This window comes from Acetivibrio straminisolvens JCM 21531, assembly GCF_000521465.1.
Classification (GTDB): domain Bacteria; phylum Bacillota; class Clostridia; order Acetivibrionales; family Acetivibrionaceae; genus Hungateiclostridium; species Hungateiclostridium straminisolvens.
The window spans coordinates 1-19,295 of sequence record NZ_BAVR01000022.1 but is presented as its reverse complement, the minus strand read 5'-3'; the positions used below and the strand labels follow the sequence as shown (position 1 = coordinate 19,295).

Annotated in this window: 16 protein-coding genes, 5 tRNA genes and 5 pseudogenes; 25 read left to right on the top strand and 1 reads right to left on the bottom strand. The window is 39.7% G+C overall.

The features are described from left to right. The first annotated feature begins 54 nt into the window (after positions 1 to 54). The 20 genes and pseudogenes from JCM21531_RS07535 to cysK all read left to right on the top strand — a co-directional run bounded on the left by JCM21531_RS07535 (position 55) and on the right by cysK (position 12,524). Positions 55 to 255 carry a cold-shock protein gene (locus JCM21531_RS07535; RefSeq protein ID WP_038288789.1) on the top strand — a complete coding sequence of 67 codons (201 nt, stop codon included), beginning with the start codon at positions 55 to 57 and terminating at the stop codon, positions 253 to 255. 124 nt (positions 256 to 379) lie between these two features. After that, a pseudogene (gene hslO, locus JCM21531_RS07530) lies at positions 380 to 1,251 on the top strand (Hsp33 family molecular chaperone HslO). 162 nt (positions 1,252 to 1,413) lie between these two features. Continuing rightward, a tRNA-Val gene (locus tag JCM21531_RS07525) sits at positions 1,414 to 1,489 on the top strand. Between the two features lie 5 nt (positions 1,490 to 1,494). Then, a tRNA-Asp gene (locus JCM21531_RS07520) sits at positions 1,495 to 1,571 on the top strand. 4 nt (positions 1,572 to 1,575) lie between these two features. Beyond that, positions 1,576 to 1,651: transfer RNA gene (locus tag JCM21531_RS07515), tRNA-Phe, on the top strand. Between the two features lie 3 nt (positions 1,652 to 1,654). Further along, positions 1,655 to 1,729: transfer RNA gene (locus JCM21531_RS07510), tRNA-Gly, on the top strand. Between the two features lie 52 nt (positions 1,730 to 1,781). Next, positions 1,782 to 1,856: transfer RNA gene (locus tag JCM21531_RS07505), tRNA-Cys, on the top strand. Then, the gene (locus JCM21531_RS18895; RefSeq protein WP_157833656.1) at positions 1,845 to 1,985 is read left to right on the top strand and encodes a hypothetical protein; all 141 of its coding nucleotides are present in this window, start codon (positions 1,845 to 1,847) and stop codon (positions 1,983 to 1,985) included. The genes JCM21531_RS07505 and JCM21531_RS18895 overlap by 12 nt, the downstream gene beginning before the upstream one ends. A gap of 212 nt (positions 1,986 to 2,197) precedes the next feature. After that, positions 2,198 to 2,794 (top strand): putative ABC transporter permease, encoded by a 597-nt coding sequence (locus tag JCM21531_RS07500; protein WP_038288788.1) that lies wholly within the window; start codon positions 2,198 to 2,200, stop codon positions 2,792 to 2,794. Positions 2,795 to 3,045: 251 nt separating this feature from the next. Further along, complete coding sequence (locus tag JCM21531_RS07495; protein ID WP_038288787.1) at positions 3,046 to 3,534, top strand: DUF2318 domain-containing protein; 489 nt, start codon at positions 3,046 to 3,048, stop codon at positions 3,532 to 3,534. Between the two features lie 39 nt (positions 3,535 to 3,573). Then, positions 3,574 to 3,936 carry a heavy-metal-associated domain-containing protein gene (locus JCM21531_RS21290; RefSeq protein WP_243467389.1) on the top strand — a complete coding sequence of 121 codons (363 nt, stop codon included), beginning with the start codon at positions 3,574 to 3,576 and terminating at the stop codon, positions 3,934 to 3,936. A 25-nt stretch (positions 3,937 to 3,961) separates the two neighbouring features. After that, positions 3,962 to 5,041 (top strand): sulfite exporter TauE/SafE family protein, encoded by a 1,080-nt coding sequence (locus JCM21531_RS07490; protein ID WP_243467388.1) that lies wholly within the window; start codon positions 3,962 to 3,964, stop codon positions 5,039 to 5,041. 174 nt (positions 5,042 to 5,215) lie between these two features. Next, positions 5,216 to 5,920, top strand: coding sequence for a response regulator transcription factor (locus JCM21531_RS07485; protein ID WP_038288786.1), 705 nt, complete (start codon positions 5,216 to 5,218; stop codon positions 5,918 to 5,920). A gap of 25 nt (positions 5,921 to 5,945) precedes the next feature. Next, positions 5,946 to 7,337: a sensor histidine kinase gene (locus tag JCM21531_RS07480; protein WP_038288818.1), complete on the top strand. Its 1,392-nt coding sequence runs from the start codon at positions 5,946 to 5,948 to the stop codon at positions 7,335 to 7,337. Between the two features lie 76 nt (positions 7,338 to 7,413). Beyond that, complete coding sequence (gene metA / locus JCM21531_RS07475; protein WP_038288783.1) at positions 7,414 to 8,331, top strand: homoserine O-acetyltransferase MetA; 918 nt, start codon at positions 7,414 to 7,416, stop codon at positions 8,329 to 8,331. Positions 8,332 to 8,377: 46 nt separating this feature from the next. Next, positions 8,378 to 8,839 carry an RrF2 family transcriptional regulator gene (locus tag JCM21531_RS07470; RefSeq protein ID WP_038288780.1) on the top strand — a complete coding sequence of 154 codons (462 nt, stop codon included), beginning with the start codon at positions 8,378 to 8,380 and terminating at the stop codon, positions 8,837 to 8,839. Between the two features lie 48 nt (positions 8,840 to 8,887). Beyond that, positions 8,888 to 9,335, top strand: a pseudogene (locus JCM21531_RS07465) (RrF2 family transcriptional regulator). A gap of 60 nt (positions 9,336 to 9,395) precedes the next feature. Further along, positions 9,396 to 10,687: pseudogene (locus JCM21531_RS07460) on the top strand (homocysteine synthase). Between the two features lie 5 nt (positions 10,688 to 10,692). Beyond that, positions 10,693 to 11,508, top strand: coding sequence for an ATP-dependent sacrificial sulfur transferase LarE (larE, locus tag JCM21531_RS07455; RefSeq protein ID WP_038288778.1), 816 nt, complete (start codon positions 10,693 to 10,695; stop codon positions 11,506 to 11,508). An 80-nt stretch (positions 11,509 to 11,588) separates the two neighbouring features. Beyond that, a complete protein-coding gene (cysK, locus tag JCM21531_RS07450; protein WP_038288775.1) occupies positions 11,589 to 12,524 on the top strand; it encodes a cysteine synthase A in 936 nt (311 codons plus the stop codon). Between the two features lie 114 nt (positions 12,525 to 12,638). On the opposite strand, the pseudogene hydE reads toward cysK, so the two are convergent. Further along, positions 12,639 to 13,680 (bottom strand): annotated as a pseudogene (gene hydE, locus JCM21531_RS07445) ([FeFe] hydrogenase H-cluster radical SAM maturase HydE). Between the two features lie 367 nt (positions 13,681 to 14,047). Between hydE and JCM21531_RS07440 the strand changes: the two are divergent. The 5 genes and pseudogenes from JCM21531_RS07440 (at position 14,048) to JCM21531_RS24395 (ending at position 19,110) form a co-directional block, all read left to right on the top strand. Beyond that, positions 14,048 to 15,829, top strand: coding sequence for an endo-1,4-beta-xylanase (locus JCM21531_RS07440; RefSeq protein WP_369347599.1), 1,782 nt, complete (start codon positions 14,048 to 14,050; stop codon positions 15,827 to 15,829). Positions 15,830 to 16,097: 268 nt separating this feature from the next. Beyond that, positions 16,098 to 16,247, top strand: a complete 150-nt coding sequence (locus tag JCM21531_RS21285) for a hypothetical protein (protein WP_243467387.1) — start codon at positions 16,098 to 16,100, stop codon at positions 16,245 to 16,247. Then, complete coding sequence (locus tag JCM21531_RS07435) at positions 16,220 to 16,606, top strand: hypothetical protein (protein WP_243467386.1); 387 nt, start codon at positions 16,220 to 16,222, stop codon at positions 16,604 to 16,606. Before JCM21531_RS21285 ends, JCM21531_RS07435 begins: the two co-directional genes overlap by 28 nt. A gap of 227 nt (positions 16,607 to 16,833) precedes the next feature. Beyond that, a complete protein-coding gene (locus JCM21531_RS07430; RefSeq protein ID WP_038288817.1) occupies positions 16,834 to 17,796 on the top strand; it encodes a hypothetical protein in 963 nt (320 codons plus the stop codon). Between the two features lie 343 nt (positions 17,797 to 18,139). After that, a pseudogene (locus JCM21531_RS24395) lies at positions 18,140 to 19,110 on the top strand (copper amine oxidase N-terminal domain-containing protein). The last annotated feature ends 185 nt before the right edge of the window (positions 19,111 to 19,295 follow it).

Sequence of the window (19,295 nt, the reverse complement as noted above, 5' to 3'; positions counted from 1 at the left end):
TAGCATAGAAATGTGCGGACTAAGTTAAAGTATCAAGTTCAGGAGGAGTGCAGGATGGAAAGAGGAAGAGTAAAATGGTTTAATGCTGAAAAAGGTTTTGGTTTTATCGAGAGAGAAGGCGGAAACGATGTTTTCGTACATTTTTCAGCAATAAACATGGATGGCTATAAGACATTGGAAGAAGGTGCTGAAGTCGAATTTGAAGTTGTTGAAGGTGCAAAAGGACCTCAAGCTTCAAATGTGACAAAGGCCTAATAAAAGTCTTAAAAGATTTAATATAAAAATGGCCACACACCCCGGTATCAAAATACCGGGGTTTTCAATTACCTGAAAACGCTATCAAATAGATGAATATGCTTTTAGAGGGTGGGATTGAAAAATGGAAGATTATATTGTTAGGGCTACCGCAGGAGAAGGCACAATAAGAGCTATTGCAGCAGCTACAACAAACATGGTTAAAGAGGCGCAGAAGGTTCATGCTTGTCGCCGCTTGCCACAGTTGCCTTGGGAAGGACAATGACTGCGGCGGCTATGATGTCTACATCATTAAAGGAAGAAAAGGCTGCTATAACGCTGCAGATCAAAGGGGACGGGCCAATAGGCGGAATTGTTGCGGTATCCGATTCGTCTGCAAATATAAAAGGATATGTTCACAACCCGTTGGTATACTTGCCTCTAAACAGCAAGGGAAAATATGATGTTGCCGGTGCTGTTGGAAGCGGGTACTTAAACGTTATAAAAGACTTGGGATTGAAAGAGCCTTATGTAGGATATGTTGACCTCATTTCCGGCGAGATTGCTGAAGATATTACGTACTATTATGTGTATTCCGAACAGATTCCTACGGTTACAGCTTTGGGAGTATTGACCAATGCAACCCAAATTGTTGTAAGCTCGGGTGGATTTATTCTTCAGTTGATGCCTGGGGCAGACGAGGAGACAATTTCGTTTATTGAAAACAAGATAAGTACCATACCGCCGGTTTCGGAGCTGCTGGCGAAAGGCAGAAGCCCGGAGGAGATTATTGACATGATTCTTGCCGAAAAGGATGTCAAGATAATTGATAAATCGCCCTGCAGGTACTTTTGCAATTGCTCAAGGGAACGAATGGAGAGAAATATAATGACTTTGGGTAAAGAAGAGATAATGAGTATGATCAACGAAGACCATGGGGCAGAGGCCCATTGTCATTTCTGCAATAGGAAATACTGGTTCTCCGAGGAGGACTTATTAAAACTTGTGAAAGGGTAAAATAGATAAGGGAATATATATTATAATAAGTAGTATCGGCGAGGTATACAAAGATATTAAGAGTAATAGATGAATAATTTGAAATTATCAGTAATTTAGGTATTGACTTTAAGCAATAATTTTTGTATACTTTCAATTGTCGCAAAAATGACTTAATTGTGTGGGCGCTTAGCTCAGCTGGGAGAGCATCTGCCTTACAAGCAGGGGGTCATAGGTTCGAGCCCTATAGTGCCCACCACACATGGCCCGGTAGTTCAGTTGGTTAGAATGCCAGCCTGTCACGCTGGAGGTCGAGGGTTCGAGCCCCTTCCGGGTCGCCAATTAGCCCAGATAGCTCAGTTGGTAGAGCAGAGGACTGAAAATCCTCGTGTCGCTGGTTCGATTCCGGCTCTGGGCACCATATGCGGGTTTAACTCAGCGGTAGAGTGTCACCTTGCCAAGGTGAAAGTCGCGAGTTCAAATCTCGTAACCCGCTCCAAATTGAGAACTAAAGACTGGAGTTTGTTTTCCAGTCTTTAGCTTCTAAATATGGCGCCATAGCCAAGTGGTAAGGCAGAGGTCTGCAAAACCTTTACTCCCCGGTTCAAATCCGGGTGGCGCCTCCAATACCTGCAGAATCGTTGATTCTGTGGGTTTTTATTTTTCAAATTTATATAAAAGAAGATGTGTTTCAAAAATCAAATGAAAAAGTAGAAGTTAAAAACTACCTTGACAGAAAAATTGCTGCTTTGTAAAATATTATTAGCACTCGATATTTGAGAGTGCTAATGTAGCGGTTTATTACAACTTTTAACTTTACGGATATTTGTTAACAGCGTTTGTGTGCTATCGATATATTATCTTCAAAATCAAAAAGAAATATAAAGCGTTATTTATTACTTGAAGGTCAATGCGTTGCAGGTCCTATGACCTTAACTACCGTGGTAAAGCGGAAGGGGGAAAAGGTATGAGGGAAGTCATCTGTGACACTGTTATCTACTTTGTTTTGTACTCATTTTTAGGCTGGATGTCAGAGGTTGTTTATGCCGCTTATGTGGAAAAACGCTTTGTAAACAGGGGGGTTCTTGCAGGACCTATATGTCCTATTTATGGATTTGGTGCTCTTTTCATTTTAGGAATTAATGCGTTCATTAAGCCCGGAACAATGCCAATATACATGAGTGTAGTTTCGGCAATAGTGATTACTACAGTCCTTGAATACGTGACCGGATATATTTTGGAAAAGTTTTTTAACATCAAGGCTTGGGATTACAGTAATGAGGAATTGAACCTGCATGGGCGTATTTGCCTTAAATTTTCATTGTTGTGGGGAATATTTGCGTATATGTTGTTGACATTCTTGCATCCTGTACTTTCAATATATGTAAATTCTATAGACTGGACATTCAAACAGGTTGCCGCCATTCTGATGTTTGTGCTTATAATCATCGACATTGCCAAGACACTGGCCAAAACGGATGCATTTAGAGCTATGAAGTATAATAATGTTGAATGCTGTTTTGAGCAAAAAGAGCAAGAGGAACTGAGCCATGAATATAGATAAATTCAAAAAGTTCATGATAATATTTAGTAATTAGCCTTAATCGTACGTTTTAAATGGGTAGATTAGGGCTTTTAAATTTCTTAAAAAATCCCTAAAAGTAATCCGGCTGTAAAATCTATTTGCGCAATTTTTAGAGTGACAAATCTATAAAATCATAGCGAAAAAACATAAATTATAGCCGTCTCCATAAAATCTTCATAAACTCCTGCTATTATTTATCTATATAAAATATTTGGAGGTAGGGGGAGAATATGAGCAAAAAGAAGAAAAACACAAATAAAGGCATAATCATTTCTATTGGCTGTGTTGCGATTTTAATTGCGGGAATATTTATTGCAAGAGCTATAAAGGGCGGCGAAAGTGTCTCAACGGGAGACTTAATAATTCCCAAGAGTGAAATTACTGAAAATGTAAAATTCTATCCTTATAATGCGGATGGAACAAAGTTGGAAGTTTTGGCTGTCAAAGCTAGTGACGGTTCTATAAGGACTGCTTTTAATACCTGTCAGGTATGTAACGGCTCTCCAAGAGCATATTTCAAGCAGCAGGCTGACCTTCTGGTTTGCCAGAACTGCGGAAACAGTTTTAGAATGGATATGGTTGAACAGGAAAGAGGCGGCTGCAACCCGGTACCGATAACGAAAGAAGAGAAAACCGACGACGGTTCAAACATTATTATTTCCAGGGACTTTATATTACAGAACAAAGAATTGTTCCCGAGCAACTGGAAGACAAGGTAGTTGATGTTTATGTCTGATAATATGTACCTGGAGGCTAATATGAAAAATAATTTTGCTGTAAATAGGCTTTATGTTCACGGGATGACTTGTACAGGTTGTGAGACGAGAATTGAGAATGTATTGAGAAAATTAGACGGCGTAACTGATGTAAAAGCTACCTATAGCAATTCAACCGTTTATGTGGCCTATGATGCAAACAGGCTAAATTCGGAAAAGATAATTGAAGCAATTGAAAAGCTTGATTACAAAGTAAAAGGTATTGCAGAGGAAAATAATCCGGGCAATAGTAAGAGATTCAATCCGGTGCCGGAAGATGAAGTTAAAACGGAAAAGGGACAACTTGTGTATAAGCGTTATCTTTCTGGCTTTTTTTGTCATTGTGAAAAATACCCAGATATTTAATTTCATACCTGAGGTAGACCGGTCGATGAGCTATGGATTGCTTTTTGTAGTGGGACTTTTAACTTCGCTTCACTGTATTGCCATGTGCGGCGGGATTAATATGTCTGTATGTATAAAATACAATGCCGGCAGCGGTAAATCAGAAACTTGCGGTGAGACAAACGGCGAAGCAAAAAAGCAAGTTGAATTTGCGCATCTTATGCCAAGTTTTTTATATAACCTGGGAAGAGTGATTTCCTATACCGTTGTTGGAGGAGTTGTGGGAGCTCTGGGCTCTGCAATTGGTTTCTCGGGTGCTGCAAAAGGTGCAGTGGCAATAATATCCGGCGTCTTTATGATTATTATGGGATTAAATATGTTAAACCTATTTCCGGTCCTAAGAAAGATTAGCCCCAGAATGCCTAAAATTTTTGGCAGTAAGATAAGCAATGCTAAAAACAAAGGGCCTTTGCTTGTGGGACTTCTAAATGGTCTGATGCCGTGCGGCCCCCTACAGGCAATGCAGCTCTATGCATTAGGAACGGGAAGTTTTGTTGCCGGTGCGGCATCGATGTTCATGTTTTCCTTGGGGACTGTTCCTCTTATGTTTGTGCTGGGAGCAATAAGTTCAGTAGTGAGCGGAAAGTTTACCAAGAAAATGATGAAAGTAAGCGCAGTTTTGGTAATAGTTTTGGGAGTTGTAATGTTGAACAGAGGCCTGAGTCTTTCGGGATATAATCTTCCGCTTTTTAATGCCGATTTTGGCAGGTCCTCCGGTATAGCCAAAATTGAAGGCGATGTTCAGGTCGTTGTAACACAGTTGGAGCCGGGAAGATATGAATCGATAATCGTGCAAAAGGGTATACCGGTAAAGTGGACAATAAAGGCCAAAAAGGAAGACTTGAACGGCTGCAATAACGCGATTGTTGCCCGGGAGTTTGGAATAAACAATAAGAAGCTGGGAATTGGAGATAATATAATCGAATTTACACCGGATAAGGAAGGGGACTTTGTATATTCTTGTTGGATGGGAATGATTCATGGGTATATAAAAGTGGTAGATGATATCAATGCGGTAAATCGAAATGACATAAACGAAAAAAGTGAAGGTTTTAATCTAAAGTAAATTATACAAGTTTTGAGCCTGGATAGGGGGATGCTGTGCCCCCTATAAGCTTTTGTAACGGCTTTTGATGAGTCCCTTTGAATTTATGAAAGAGAAAAAGGTAAGATCAAGGAGCAGACTGAAAAGGCAAAAGTGGTCAAAACAGAGGTATAATAGGAGTAGGAGGCTTGCAATATGCTTAACTGTTCAAAAAAAATACTGGTAGTGGATGATGAGAAAAAGATTGTTGAAGTCGTAAAATCTTATCTTCAGCACAGCGGGTATGAAGTATATGAAGCCTATACCGGAAAAGAGGCACTCGAGATGCTTGAGAGAGTTCCTCTTTCCCTTATTGTTCTTGATTTGATGCTTCCGGATTTGAGTGGAGAAGAAATATGCAAAATTATTAGAAATAAGTCAAGAGTACCCATTATAATGCTGACAGCAAAAGCGGAAGAAGAGGATATTCTTAAAGGACTTAATATTGGTGCGGATGATTACATAACCAAACCCTTTAGCCCGAAACAGCTTGTGGCAAGGGTTGCGGCGGTACTTAGAAGAACATTCGAAGACCCTGTACCGCTTTCTAATATTTATTCATTCAATAATGGGGACCTTGTCATTGACAGCTTGAAGTATGAAGTACGAAAAGGAGATAATATAGTGAATTTGACCCCGAAGGAATATAAAATTCTCATGACTTTGGTAAAGTACCCCGGAAAAACTTTTACGAGGGAGGAACTTATCAGTATTGCGTTGGGAGATGACTTTGAAGGCTTTGACAGGACAGTGGACACCCATATTAAAAATTTGAGGCAAAAAATTGAGACTGATTCTAAAGCACCGAAATATATTTTAACGGTTCATGGAGTGGGATATAGATTCCAAGGTACGGAATGACACGAATTGGAAGAGGGGATTTGTGGTGAAATTCAGTTTGAGAATAAAGCTGTCCGTTTCTTATCTTCTGGTAGCCATGATAAGCGTTGTTCTTGTAATGGTATTAACCAATATGCTTCTTGACAGCCATTTTAGAAAGTATGTCAACCGGAATCAGGAAAAGAGACACCGTGAAGTTGTTACATCGGTAAGCCAGCAATATTTGGGAGATGGAAAATGGAATGCAGATATGGTTGAGGTTATTGGAGTCAGCGCGCTTGAAAGCGGTTTGATAATAAAGGTAAAGGATATCAGCGGTAAAATAATCTGGGATGCGACAGCCCATAACAACGGAATGTGCCAAAGGATTATTGAGCATATGGCAAAAAACGTGAGCAGCCGTTATCCTGATGCAGGAGAGATCTATAGGGAGGTACCCTACGAGGTAAATTACAACAATAAAAATGTCGGTTTTGTGGAGATTGGCTCCTATGGACCATACTATTTGAGTGACAATGACCTGGCATTTATAAACACCTTAAACAAGATTCTTATTGGAGTAGGTGTTTTTTCAGTGATTTTATCGCTGGTGCTCGGAGGCATAATGGCAAGAATGTTGAGCCTGCCTATAGCCAGGGTTATAAGCAGTGCGCAGTCGATTGCCCGGGGATACTTTTCCGACAGAATAACGGAAGAATCCTCAACAGAGGAAATATGCCAGTTGACATCGACCATCAATAACTTAGCCCAAACTCTTGAAAAGCAGGAAGCATTGCGGAAAAAGATGGGAGCCGATGTTGCTCACGAACTTCGAACACCCCTTGCAACATTGCAAAGCCATATGGAAGCCATGATAGACGGTATATGGGAACCGGATGCGGACAGGCTCAAAAGCTGCTATGAAGAAATAATCAGGATAAACAAGATGGTGGGAGATCTTGAGAAACTGGCAAAATATGAGAGTGAAAGCTTAGTATTAAATAAAACCGTATTTGATATGACGGAACTGATACGAAGAATCATATGCAATTTTGAACCCGAGTTTAAAAATAATGGAATAGATATTGCTTTTGAGGGAAAGGCTGAGGAAATTTTTGCCGACAGGGATAAAATGAGTCAGGTAATAATTAACCTTGTATCAAACGCCTTGAAGTATACTCAGACAGGAGGAATGGTCGGAATAAGCGTCGAGAGCAAGGAAGATATGCTTGAAATCAGAGTGAAGGATAATGGGCAGGGTATACCTGAAGAGGACTTGCCCTTTGTATTCGAAAGGCTTTATAGAGCGGACAAATCCCGAAATAGGCTGACGGGAGGGGCCGGTATAGGACTTACTATTGCAAAAACCATTGTCGAAGCTCATGATGGAAATATAGAAGTTTACAGTAAAGTAAATGAGGGAACGGAATTTCTTATAACATTGCCAAAAGGTATTTAATCGTGCTATAATTGCAATTATAATGATATATAGGAGATCGAAGTTATGGGTAAATTATGCATAGGAGGTTTGATACATGCCAATAAAAATACCTGATAGTTTACCGGCTAAAGAGGTACTAAACAACGAGAATATATTTGTGATGGACGAGCAAAGAGCTTTGCATCAGGACGTCAGACCACTTAGGATTGCAATATTGAATCTGATGCCTACAAAGATTACTACGGAGACGCAGCTTCTTCGCTTAATTGGCAATACCCCTATTCAGGTAGAGATAGAGCTTTTGCATCCGAAGACCCATGTATCAAAGAATACTCCCGAAGAACACTTGACGAAGTTTTATAAGACTTTTGATGAGGTAAAGGAAGAAAAATTTGACGGGCTTATAATCACCGGTGCACCGGTGGAACAAATGGATTTTGAAGAGGTTAATTACTGGGATGAGCTGAAAATGATAATGGACTGGAGCCTTCGCAATGTATATTCCACATTTCACATTTGCTGGGGAGCCCAGGCAGCGTTGTACCATCATTACGGTATAAAAAAATATCCTTTAAAAGAGAAAATGTTCGGTATTTTTGAACATCGCATTTGCAAGCCCAATACAATGCTATTAAGAGGATTTGACGATTCTTTTTATGCTCCGCATTCCAGACATACAGAGGTAAGAAGAGAAGACATTGAAAAAGTGGGAGAAATCGATATTCTTTCCGACTCTGAGGAAGCGGGCGTATATATTATGAAGACTGACGGAGGAAGGCAGGTTTTTGTGACAGGCCATTCCGAGTATGACCAGCTTACCTTGAAAGAGGAGTATGAAAGGGATTTGTTAAAAGGACTTGATATAAAAATGCCAAAGAACTACTTTCCGGATAATGACCCGAGCAAAGCACCGGTTGTTAAATGGAGAGGACATGCAAATCTTCTGTTTTCAAACTGGCTGAACTATTATGTGTACCAGGAAACACCGTTTGATTTAAATGAGTTGAAATGAGATAGAGGGTAGGAGAGGTAACAGACAAGTAATAGGAGTGATCAGCTTGAAAATCTCTACAAAGGGCAGATATGGATTGGAGGCAATTGTTGACCTTGCAATCCATTCATCTGAAGGACGTGTGAATTTAAAAAGTATAGCCGAAAGATGCGGGATGTCTGAGGCATATATATTACAGATTTTTTTAATTTTAAGGCGTGCAGGAATTGTTGAAAGCATAAGGGGAGCCCAGGGGGGATATGTTCTTGCCCGGGACCCTTCACAAATAACGGTAGGTGAAGTTTTGACGGTGCTTGAGGGACCATTGGCACCGGTTCCTTGTATTGCTGAGAAATCCAAACGGTCAAAGAGCGCTTGCGACAGGTTTGAGAATTGTACGGCACGGAGTTTCTGGGAGAGAGTTATGAATACCTTGAGCGATGTAGCAAATTCCATCACCATCGAAGACCTGGTAAAGTGCTATAACAGCAGCATCTCCCGAAATATAGAATTGGAATATTATATTTAATATTTTGATGGAAAGCTTATAGTTTCGGCAGGGAAAGAGGTGAATTAATTGAGATTCTCAACTAAAGGAAGATACGGACTTAGGGCAATGATTGACCTTGCTGTGTACTCCAACGGAGAGCATGTTACATTGGCCAGTATTGCAGAAAGACAGGGAATTTCTACAAATTATTTGGAACAGGTATTTTCCACCTTAGAAAATCGGGCTGGTTAAAAGTGCCAAAGGTGCTCAGGGGGGATATGTATTGTCTGAAAGTCCATCGGATATAAAGGTGGGAAGAATTTTGAGGGTTCTTGAAGGTCCTCTTTCGGTTACGGATGAAGATGATGAGAATTCCGCGGCAAATGAGTCATCTATACGAAAATGTATAAGGATTAACGTTTGGGAAAAAATGAACAGCAGTCTTAACGAGTTGGTGGATTCTGTGACATTGGAGGATCTGGCCGAAGATTACAGGAAACGAAATGGCATTGACAACACAATGTATTACATATAATTTTTATATCAAACACGACAAAGTCAATAAGAAAAATCGTATTTGAAAGGAGATTTAACTATGGCAGAAAGAAAATTGAAATTTGACACTCTACAGGTGCATGCAGGTCAGAAGCCTGACCCTACTACAGGTTCAAGAGCAGTTCCGATTTACCAGACCACATCCTATGTATTCGACAGCCCTGAGCATGCGGCAAATCTCTTTGCATTAAAAGAAAACGGCAACATTTATACTAGAATTATGAATCCGACCACTGATGTGTTTGAGCAAAGAATGGCAGCTTTGGAGGGAGGAGTCGGAGCACTGGCGGTATCTTCAGGTTCGGCAGCCATTACCTATGCAATACTCAATATTGCCGGAACCGGAGATGAAATTGTTTCGGCAAGTACTCTTTACGGGGGAACATATAACCTTTTTGCGGCGACTTTACCCCGTCTTGGAATTAAAACTGTTTTTGTGGACCCTGACGACCCGGAGAATTTTAGAAAGGCAATAAATGAAAAGACAAAAGCCCTTTATATTGAGACTCTTGGAAATCCCGGAATTAATATAGTTGACATTGAAGCTGTTGCAAAAATTGCCCATGAAAACGGTATACCGCTTATTGTCGACAATACCTTCGGTACTCCGTATCTTATAAGACCTATTGAATTTGGAGCCGATATTGTCGTACATTCCGCAACGAAGTTCATCGGCGGACACGGAACTTCCATAGGGGGAGTCATTGTTGACTCCGGAAAGTTTGACTGGGCAGGAAGCGGAAGATTCCCGGTACTTACCGAGCCGGATCCAAGCTACCACGGATTGAAATATGTCGAGGCATTAGGGCCACTTGCATATATTATCAGAGCCAGGGTACAGCTCTTGAGAGACACAGGTGCTTGCATAAGCCCGTTTAATTCTTTCCTTCTCCTTCAAGGCTGGAGACACTGTCCCTGAGGGTTGAAAAGCATGTGTCAAATGCCAAAAAGATAGCTGAGTTCCTGCAAAACCATCCACAGGTATCATGGGTAAATTATCCGAGTTTAAAAGGCAATAAATATTATGACCTTGCTCAAAAATACTTACCGAAGGGAGCAGGTTCGATATTTACTTTTGGAATAAAAGGCGGATATGACGCTGCAAAGAAATTCATTGAAAGCCTTGAAATATTCTCACTTTTAGCTAATGTTGCCGATGCAAAATCCTTAGTTATTCATCCGTCGTCAACAACTCATTCCCAGTTGTCGGAGGAAGAACAAAAAGCTTGCGGTGTTACACCGGATCAGATAAGGCTTTCAATTGGAATTGAAGATGTGGATGACCTTATTTATGACATTGAACAGGCACTGAAAAAGACAGTGGGGGCATAAAAATTATGAATGCGAATGCTAAAATGGAAAAACTTAAAGCAAGAATAAAAGAAATGGAAAGCACTATTGTTGCCTTTTCAGGAGGAGTGGACTCAACATTCCTTCTGAAAGTGGCCCATGATGCTTTAGGGAACAAGGTACTTGCCGTAACGGCAAGGTCGGCCTCCTTTCCGGAAAGAGAATTTAAGGATGCGGAGAAATTTGCTTTCGAATATGGAATTCCTTTTAGGACAATAATTTCAGAGGAGCTGGAATTGGAAGGTTTTGCCCAGAATCCTCCCAACAGGTGCTATTTGTGCAAGAAGGAGCTTTTTAATAAAATAAAGCAGATAGCAAAGGATGAAGGCTTTAAATTCGTAGTTGAAGGTTCCAATTATGATGACCTTGGAGATTACCGGCCTGGACTTCGGGCAATTGAAGAGCTCGAAATAGTAAGTCCTTTGCGGGAAGTTGGGCTGACCAAGGATGAAATCCGGCTGTTGTCAAAGGAAATGGGACTGAAAACTTGGAACAAACCTTCTTTTGCCTGTTTATCCTCAAGATTTCCCTACGGCGAGAGAATAACAGAGGAAAAACTCAAAAGGGTGGATAAAGCAGAACAGTTTTTGATTGATTTGGGCTTTGGGCAGGTTCGGGTAAGGTATCACGGCAATTTGGCAAGAATTGAAGTCAAGGAGCGGGATTTCGAAAGGTTTTTAGATAAGCAAATCAGAAATTCAGTATATACAAAGTTTAAGGAACTGGGATTTGTATATGTTTCCCTTGACCTTATAGGATACAGGACCGGAAGTATGAATGAAGAATTGGTAAATAAGGATTGACAAATAAGTGTAAAAGTAATAAAATAAAAACAACAAAACATATATGATTGATTTGGATTAATTGATTTGGAGGTGCCGAAATGTCCAAAATTGCTAAGAACCTGACAGAGCTTATAGGAAATACCCCGCTTTTGGAGTTGTCCAATTATAGCAAAGCAAACAATTTGGAAGCCGTACTGATAGCAAAGCTGGAATACTTCAATCCTGCGTCCAGTGTAAAGGATAGGATTGGTTTCGCAATGATAAAGGATGCAGAAGAAAAAGGACTATTAAACAAAGATAGTGTTATTATTGAACCTACAAGCGGAAATACAGGCATTGCCTTGGCTTTTGTTGCAGCTGCGAAAGGCTATAGGGTTATTCTTACAATGCCTGATACAATGAGTATTGAAAGAAGAAATCTTTTAAAGGCTTTAGGAGCTGAGCTGGTGCTAACACCGGGAGCCGACGGAATGGGAGGAGCTATTAAAAAGGCTGAGGAATTAGCTGCAGAAATACCCAATTCCTTTATACCTCAACAGTTCTCAAATCCTGCAAACCCTGCGATTCATAAGGTAACAACAGCAGAGGAAATATGGAGAGATACTGACGGAAAGATAGACATATTTGTAGGAGGAGTCGGAACAGGAGGAACAATTTCCGGAGTTGGTGAAGTACTTAAGCAGCGTAAGCCGGAAGTACAGATTGTTGCAGTAGAGCCTTTCGATTCGCCGGTTTTATCCGGAGGAACCAAGGGTCCTCACAAGATACAGGGAATAGGTGCAGGTTTTGTACCGGATAATTTCAACCGCTCGGTTGTGGATGAAATATTCAAGGTTAAAAATGAAGAGGCCTTTGAAACATCGAGGAAGCTTGCGAGAACAGAAGGCCTGTTGGTGGGAATATCTTCGGGAGCTGCAGCTTTTGCTGCTACGCAGATTGCAAAAAGACCCGAAAACAAAGGTAAGGTTATTGTTGCTCTGCTTCCCGACACAGGAGAGAGATATTTGTCTACTACATTATTCCAAGATGCATAATAGTATTTAATAGATTCAGCCTTCCTATATTAATAAAGGCTCGGGATATCAGATCCCCGAGACTAAAAAAGTCAAAGCGATGGGTGTGATGCTTCATCGCTTTGACTCTCTTTATCAGCTCATTTTTTTGCAATCGCCTCTTGAAACAACTAATTTGTATCCGATGCTTTCTATACGGCGCGTAAGGCACATTCTGCATTCTGCCGCTTCATCCCCGGTACAGATTTTATTGTCGTATAAAAGATACTTCTTTCTTACATCTGTCGGCGAAAGGTTTGGCATTACCACGTTGCGCCTGCAAGAATACCAAGCTCCCTGCCTTGGGGTGGATTGTACCGAGAGCTGTAGTAGCAGGCAGCAAAACATAGGGCAGCATTAGACGTATGATTCCGAGAAGGAACAATGTCAGCTCCAATGTACCGGCAGCTTTATCGGCAAAGGGGGTATCCTTGTGAGGGATAAACGGCCCTATTCCCACCATATGGGGCTGTAATTCTTTTATAAACATTAAATCATCAACGATACATTCTGTGGTCTGAAACGGTGAACCAACCATAAAACCGCAGCCCACCTGATAGCCTATTTCTTTTAGGTTGTAAAGGCATTGTTTCCTGTTTTCAAGGGATAAAGTCTGCGGATGAAGTTTTGAGTAATGGCCGGCATTTGCTGTCTCATGACGAAGAAGGTATCTGTCCGCCCCTGCCTCAAAAAGCATTTTATAGCTTTTATAGCTTTTTTCGCCGAGGGAGAGAGTAATCGCACAATCGGGATATTTTGATTTAATACTGCTCACTATATCCGCCAAAATATTGTCGGTATAATAACCGTCCTCTCCACCCTGGAGCACGAAAGTGCGAAAGCCAAGTTCATATCCCACGGCGCAGCATTCAAGTATCTGTTCTTTTGTAAGGCGGTATCTGTCGGCATTGCAATTGCTTTTCCTTATTCCGCAATAGTAGCAGTCATTTCTGCAATAATTGGTAAATTCAATAAGGCCGCGCATATAAACATCATGTCCGTAATGGAGGATACGCACCTGCCTTGCTTTTTCAAACAGATAATTGGCCAATTCTTCATTTCTGTGCTCAATAAGCCGGTACAGTTCATCATAGGATAAATTCTGTCCGGTTGAGAGTTTATCGATTAAATTTATCATAAGGCATCCCCAAATTTCTATTAAAAATTATTGTCGCTAAATAAATGATACCATATTGTTAATAATTTATCAATCGCAAGAACGGATTACCTAAAATATTGCAAAAAATATAAAAAAATTAAGACAAGCAGCCAAAAATAAGTTATAATTTATTATAGGAAAGAAAAGCTAATTTGACTGTTAAACCTTTCTATTCTGTGTTTTTTACCGGGCTTGTACAAAGCCTGGATATATAAATAAAATTTTAAAGGTTTGGGAGGTCAATTATGTTAAGGAGAAAGTTGGTTACTCTATTGACAGTCTTTGCTCTATTGCTGTCGGCGTTTGCGGAAGTTTTTTACCGTTACCTAAAGCATCCGCAGCGAACCTGATTTACGATGATTTTGAAACAGGTCTGAGCGGGTGGGGACCAAGAGGTCCGGAAACTGTTGAGCTTACTACAGAGGAAGCTTACTCTGGAAAGTACAGTTTAAAGATTAGCGACCGTACCAGCACATGGAATGGTCCGATGGTTGACAAATCCGATGTTTTGACATTGGGTGAAAGCTATAAGATAGGTGTGTACGTAAAATTTGTGGGCAATTCATATTCAAACGAGCAAAGATTCAGTTTGCAGCTCCAATACAATGACGGAGCAGGGGATGTATATCAAAACATTAAGACAGCTACAGTTTATAAAGGAGCATGGACCTTGCTGGAGGGACAGCTTACAGTTCCTTCCCATGCACAGGATGTAAAAATATACGTTGAAACCGAATTCAAGAATTCCCCAAGTCAGCAAGACTTGATGGACTTCTATATTGATGATTTTACAGCAACTCCTGCAAATCTGCCTGAAATTGAGAAAGATATTCCAAGCTTGAAGGATGTTTTTGCAGGTTACTTTAAAGTGGGTGGGGCGGCAACTGCAGCCGAATTGGCACCGAAGCCTGCAAAAGAGCTTTTTCTCAAGCATTATAACAGCTTGACTTTCGGTAATGAGTTAAAGCCTGACAGTGTGCTTGACTATGATGCTACAATTGCTTATATGGAAGCAAATGGAGGAGACCAGGTTAATCCTCAGGTAACTTTAAGATCGGCAAGACCTTTGTTGGAGTTTGCGAAAGAACATAAGATACCTGTAAGAGGACATACCCTTGTATGGCATAGCCAGACACCGGATTGGTTCTTCAGAGAAAATTACTCCCAGGATGAAAGTGCTCCTTGGGCCTCAAAAGAAGTTATGTTGAAGAGGTTGGAAAACTACATAAAGAATGTAATGGAAGCTTTGGCAACTGAATATCCGACAGTCGAATTCTACGCTTGGGACGTTGTGAATGAGGCTGTTGATCCTAATACTTCGACCGGTATGAGAAATCCGGGTTCGAACAACAAGAATCCCGGAAGTTCCTTGTGGATGCAAACCGTTGGAAGAGATTTTATTGTTAAATCTTTTGAATACGCAAGAAAATATGCTCCTGCCGGTTGTAAACTCTTCTACAATGACTATAACGAATATGAAGACAAAAAATGTGATTTTATTATTGAAATTCTTACCGAGCTTAAAGCCAAAGGTTTGGTTGACGGAATGGGAATGCAGTCCCACTGGGTTATGGAGTATCCAAGCTTAAGCATGTTTGAAAAATCAATCAGAAGATATGCAGCATTAGGATTGGAAATTCAGCTTACCGAGCTGGATATTAATAACCCCGATAACAGTCAATGGGCTTTAGAGCGTCAAGCTAATCGTTATCAACAACTTGTAACTAAATTAATCGATTTGAAGAAGGAAGGTATGAACATTACAGCATTGGTATTCTGGGGAGTAACAGATGCTACAAGCTGGCTCGGAGGATATCCGCTGTTGTTTGACGGACAATACAAGGCAAAACCTGCTTTCTATGCAATCGTTGAGAATGTTCCGCCCCTTCCGACACCGACACCGGTTCAGGTTAAGTATGGTGATGTAAATGGGGATGGTAATGTGAACTCAAGCGATTTAACGCTTGTGAGAAGGTACATTCTAAAAGCGATACCCGATTTTCCGACACCAAACGGAAAAATAGCAGCAGATGTTAACGGGGATGGCAATGTGAATTCTACAGATTTTTCAGCTATAAAGAAATATATTTTAAAGGTTATTGATGTTTTCCCTGTAGAGAACAAATAGTTTTCAGCTAATAATACAGGCTTGTATAAAACTGAAAAGTTATTTAAAGAGCTCCGGAACTTTAAAGTTTCGGAGCTCTTTAAATAACTTGTTATTTTGATTATTAAAAACTTTTGTTTGCGGTAAAAATTTAATATTATTTGTTATAACTTGACTGTTTTGGTTGCCGGTAGTAAACTAATGTTGAAAAAAGTATAGATAATGCACCGAATAATTTTTATTAAAGTCGGGCGATTAGATTAATTATATAATTTGTAGGGGATTGGTTATGAAGGTTGAGGTGTATAACAGAATTTTAGGGTACTTGGACGGACTTACCAATATTATAAGCTTCTATGGGGTGCTTTACTCACATACATACCGGTTTGTTGAGTACGATAACGTAAATAGTTGGATGAATGCGCAGAGAGATTTTTAAATGAAAGCCCCATTAGTAAGCATGGTGCGAGAATAGATAACTTGAGAGAATTGGATGACTGGAAAAGTGAATTGTTTGAGTCGTGCAGTCACTGGTTTTTTAACGTATTCAGTATGCGCAATTTTGAGGTGTCTATCCAGGATGAGGACGGCAACCCAATGCCGGCGCAAAAACATAGAGAGAGCAATAAAGTTTTTAATGGATTGCTAAAGTTATTGGAAGAGTTTTTTGAAGGTGAAAACATAGAAGTTTATAAATTAATGACTGAACCTGCGTGGATGGATGAGTTTGCCTGGGAACAGTTTTTCTTCAGGTGCGGCAATAAAGTTTATGTGTTGAGTTTTTACCAGGAGGGATGAATTTCGAATAGTCTTGAAGGAGATCCTCAAGAGCTTGATATAAAAGCTTTTGGGGATTTTTTATATTGAAATAGAGTTTTAATGAACAATACGGGCCATTATTTCGTCTATTATGATATAAGCATATGCATTGTAATGGGGTGGATAAGTTGTGGCAGGATATATAAATGCCCTATTGTAGAATATGCTTCGGTTGATACAAAAACAAAGGAGTGATGAAAGTGGCAATGACATTTAACAAAAAATATTCGGCAAGAACCGTTCCGGCAGTTTTGGCAATAGGCATATTTATGGGAGGGGTGTTTACCGGTTGCGGTCCGGTTGCAACTCAAGGCGGTGTAAATTATGTTGACCGGCAGGAGACTAGCATGCCTGCGGCAAATAATAAGGACGAACAGGATAAAATCATGAAGGACTTTCAGGCGATGATTGAGAATGATGTGAAACTGCCTGAAATCATTAAGTTTGTGGATGCAAATATTTCAAAGGTTTCTAAAGAAAAAGCGGCTAAGATGGTTGATGAGCTTGAAAAACTACAGCAAGAGTTTTTGCCGGATATTGATAAGCGATTTTATAGCGACGGAACCATACAAGCCAAAATGAGTGAGGCGTTTGCTGAAGGTTTTGATTTGGATAAAATTTTTGCCATTGAGGATGAAAAGGTAAAAGGGCTTTTGGAGGAGACTAAGAATAGCGGATATAAGGTGGAAACAGCGGAAGGGATGTTTTTTCCTGTTATTGACTATGAATTTTATAAGAAATACAGTGAATATGTAACCGAAGATATAAGGGAGTATATAAATATAATGGCTGTGGAATCAAGTAGTACACCGGCAAAGGATGCAGCTCTTGTCATCGGTTGGGATGAGGTACTTAAACGGGCGTCGAATCAGGAGAAGTTTATCAATCAGTATAAAGATTCGGTGAAAGTTGATAAGGTAAGGGAATTGCACCGGAAGTATTTAACCTTTACACTGTTTGGGCTTAATAATACTCCGTTGTTTGAATATGACTCAAAGGCAATGGATCCTAAGGCAAAAGAAGCTTATCTTAAGTTTTTGGAGTATGGAAACAGTAGTGAGTTTCGTACAATTGTGAAGGATTATATGAGTCTGTTGGAGAAGAGTGGTTATAAGTTGACCGATGAGGTTGTGAAGTTCAGGGAGAATTTGGTTGGAAAAAGCAATTAATTAAATGATTAATATGGGATTTGTAGAATGGGCGGAGGTTTACAGCTTCCGTCCTTTTTTTGCGTTGTGGAGTGAAGAGAAAGATATCAGAAGGGTATTGGGAATAAGTGTTTAAGAAGCGGAAACAGACGGGGTTAATACAGAGTTATTTTTGCTCCGGATGAGTGACTCGAAGTAGCATAAGTTGCATTAGAGTTTACAGATATGTTAATATGTTAAAAAATTGGGATAGTATTGAGATTTTGAATCTGGTAATAATGGTGAAAAATAAATGAAATCAAGCATTCCACTTAAAAAGAATAAGGTTTTTTATGTAAAAAATATGGATGGAGGGAAAACTGAAATGAGAAGAATTGCAATAATGTTAACAGTAGTATTAGCGGTTACATACTTGCTATCACTATCTGCACTGGCTTCTGAACTTTCGATTCGGGTAGTGGTAAATGGTGCAAAGATAAATTTTCCGGATGCAGAGCCGTTTATTGATGAGAATTCTAGGACACAGGTACCTATCAGGTTTGTCGGAGAAGCTCTGGGTGCAGATGTAAACTGGGATGGAAATACGAAAAAAGTGACAATATCATTAAATGAAAGAAAAGTTGTACTTCAAATTGGGAATATGGATTATGAAGTGAACGGACAGAAAAGGCAAATGGATACCGTGGCGTTATTAATGGGGGACAGAACTTTTGTGCCTGTAAGATTTGTAAGTGAAGCTTTGGGAGCAACTGTGAAGTGGAATGCAAATATAAGAACGGTGTATATTGATATGAATGGTGACGCAATGGTTTCTCCGGACCGACGGAAGGGTCAGTAAAGTATTATGATGGAATAGCTTTTAATGAAGCAACGGATGTTGACCCTTATGGCAGAATAAAGGTTGAGAAGTTAAAGGAGTTTTTGCTCAAGTTGGCAGACCAGCTGAGGTTTGTGAAGGAAAACGGGAAATATTATATTGAATGTGAGTATCCTGAGAAACCTGAGGGTTATGAGTGGAACTTAATAATAAGAATTTATAACAAAGACAATTCCTATGAAGCATATACTCCGACTACTCGTGTTCCTGGCTGTAAAATACCTACAGAAGGTTCTTTTAGGATAGAAGCTACAGCTATTAAGGACATAAATAGCATTAATTTCTTCAATATAGCGATTTCATTAGATCATCCGAAAACTGATAACCTAGGTATATTAAATATAGTTTATTCCATGGATAAATCAGATATGAGGGCTAAATTTGCACCGGAGTCAGGAACTATACCTTCTGAGAATTATTCAGCAACATTTAACTTTGATAAGATGTTTCAATGGTAAAATCGTTTTCTGTATAATATTTTTATATTTTAAATTAATACTTGGAAAAATTTTCTTTTACAGTTTTTATGATTGATTATGGTATAGTAAGCATTGAAACAATAGTACTTAATGGAACTTTGAATATTTACTAATGAAAACAGTTTAAAATAGCTTTAAACCTTTCAATAGATACAAGATAATTG

Coding starts and splice junctions, on each gene's coding strand:
- JCM21531_RS07500 (WP_038288788.1), top strand. CDS start 2,198: ATGAGGGAAGTCATCTGTGACACTGTTATCTACTTTGTTTTGTACTCA.
- JCM21531_RS07485 (WP_038288786.1), top strand. CDS start 5,216: ATGCTTAACTGTTCAAAAAAAATACTGGTAGTGGATGATGAGAAAAAG.
- metA (WP_038288783.1), top strand. CDS start 7,414: ATGCCAATAAAAATACCTGATAGTTTACCGGCTAAAGAGGTACTAAAC.
- cysK (WP_038288775.1), top strand. CDS start 11,589: ATGTCCAAAATTGCTAAGAACCTGACAGAGCTTATAGGAAATACCCCG.
- larE (WP_038288778.1), top strand. CDS start 10,693: ATGAATGCGAATGCTAAAATGGAAAAACTTAAAGCAAGAATAAAAGAA.
- JCM21531_RS21290 (WP_243467389.1), top strand. CDS start 3,574: ATGAAAAATAATTTTGCTGTAAATAGGCTTTATGTTCACGGGATGACT.
- JCM21531_RS07535 (WP_038288789.1), top strand. CDS start 55: ATGGAAAGAGGAAGAGTAAAATGGTTTAATGCTGAAAAAGGTTTTGGT.
- JCM21531_RS07490 (WP_243467388.1), top strand. CDS start 3,962: ATGAGCTATGGATTGCTTTTTGTAGTGGGACTTTTAACTTCGCTTCAC.
- JCM21531_RS07430 (WP_038288817.1), top strand. CDS start 16,834: ATGACATTTAACAAAAAATATTCGGCAAGAACCGTTCCGGCAGTTTTG.
- JCM21531_RS07495 (WP_038288787.1), top strand. CDS start 3,046: ATGAGCAAAAAGAAGAAAAACACAAATAAAGGCATAATCATTTCTATT.
- JCM21531_RS21285 (WP_243467387.1), top strand. CDS start 16,098: ATGAAGGTTGAGGTGTATAACAGAATTTTAGGGTACTTGGACGGACTT.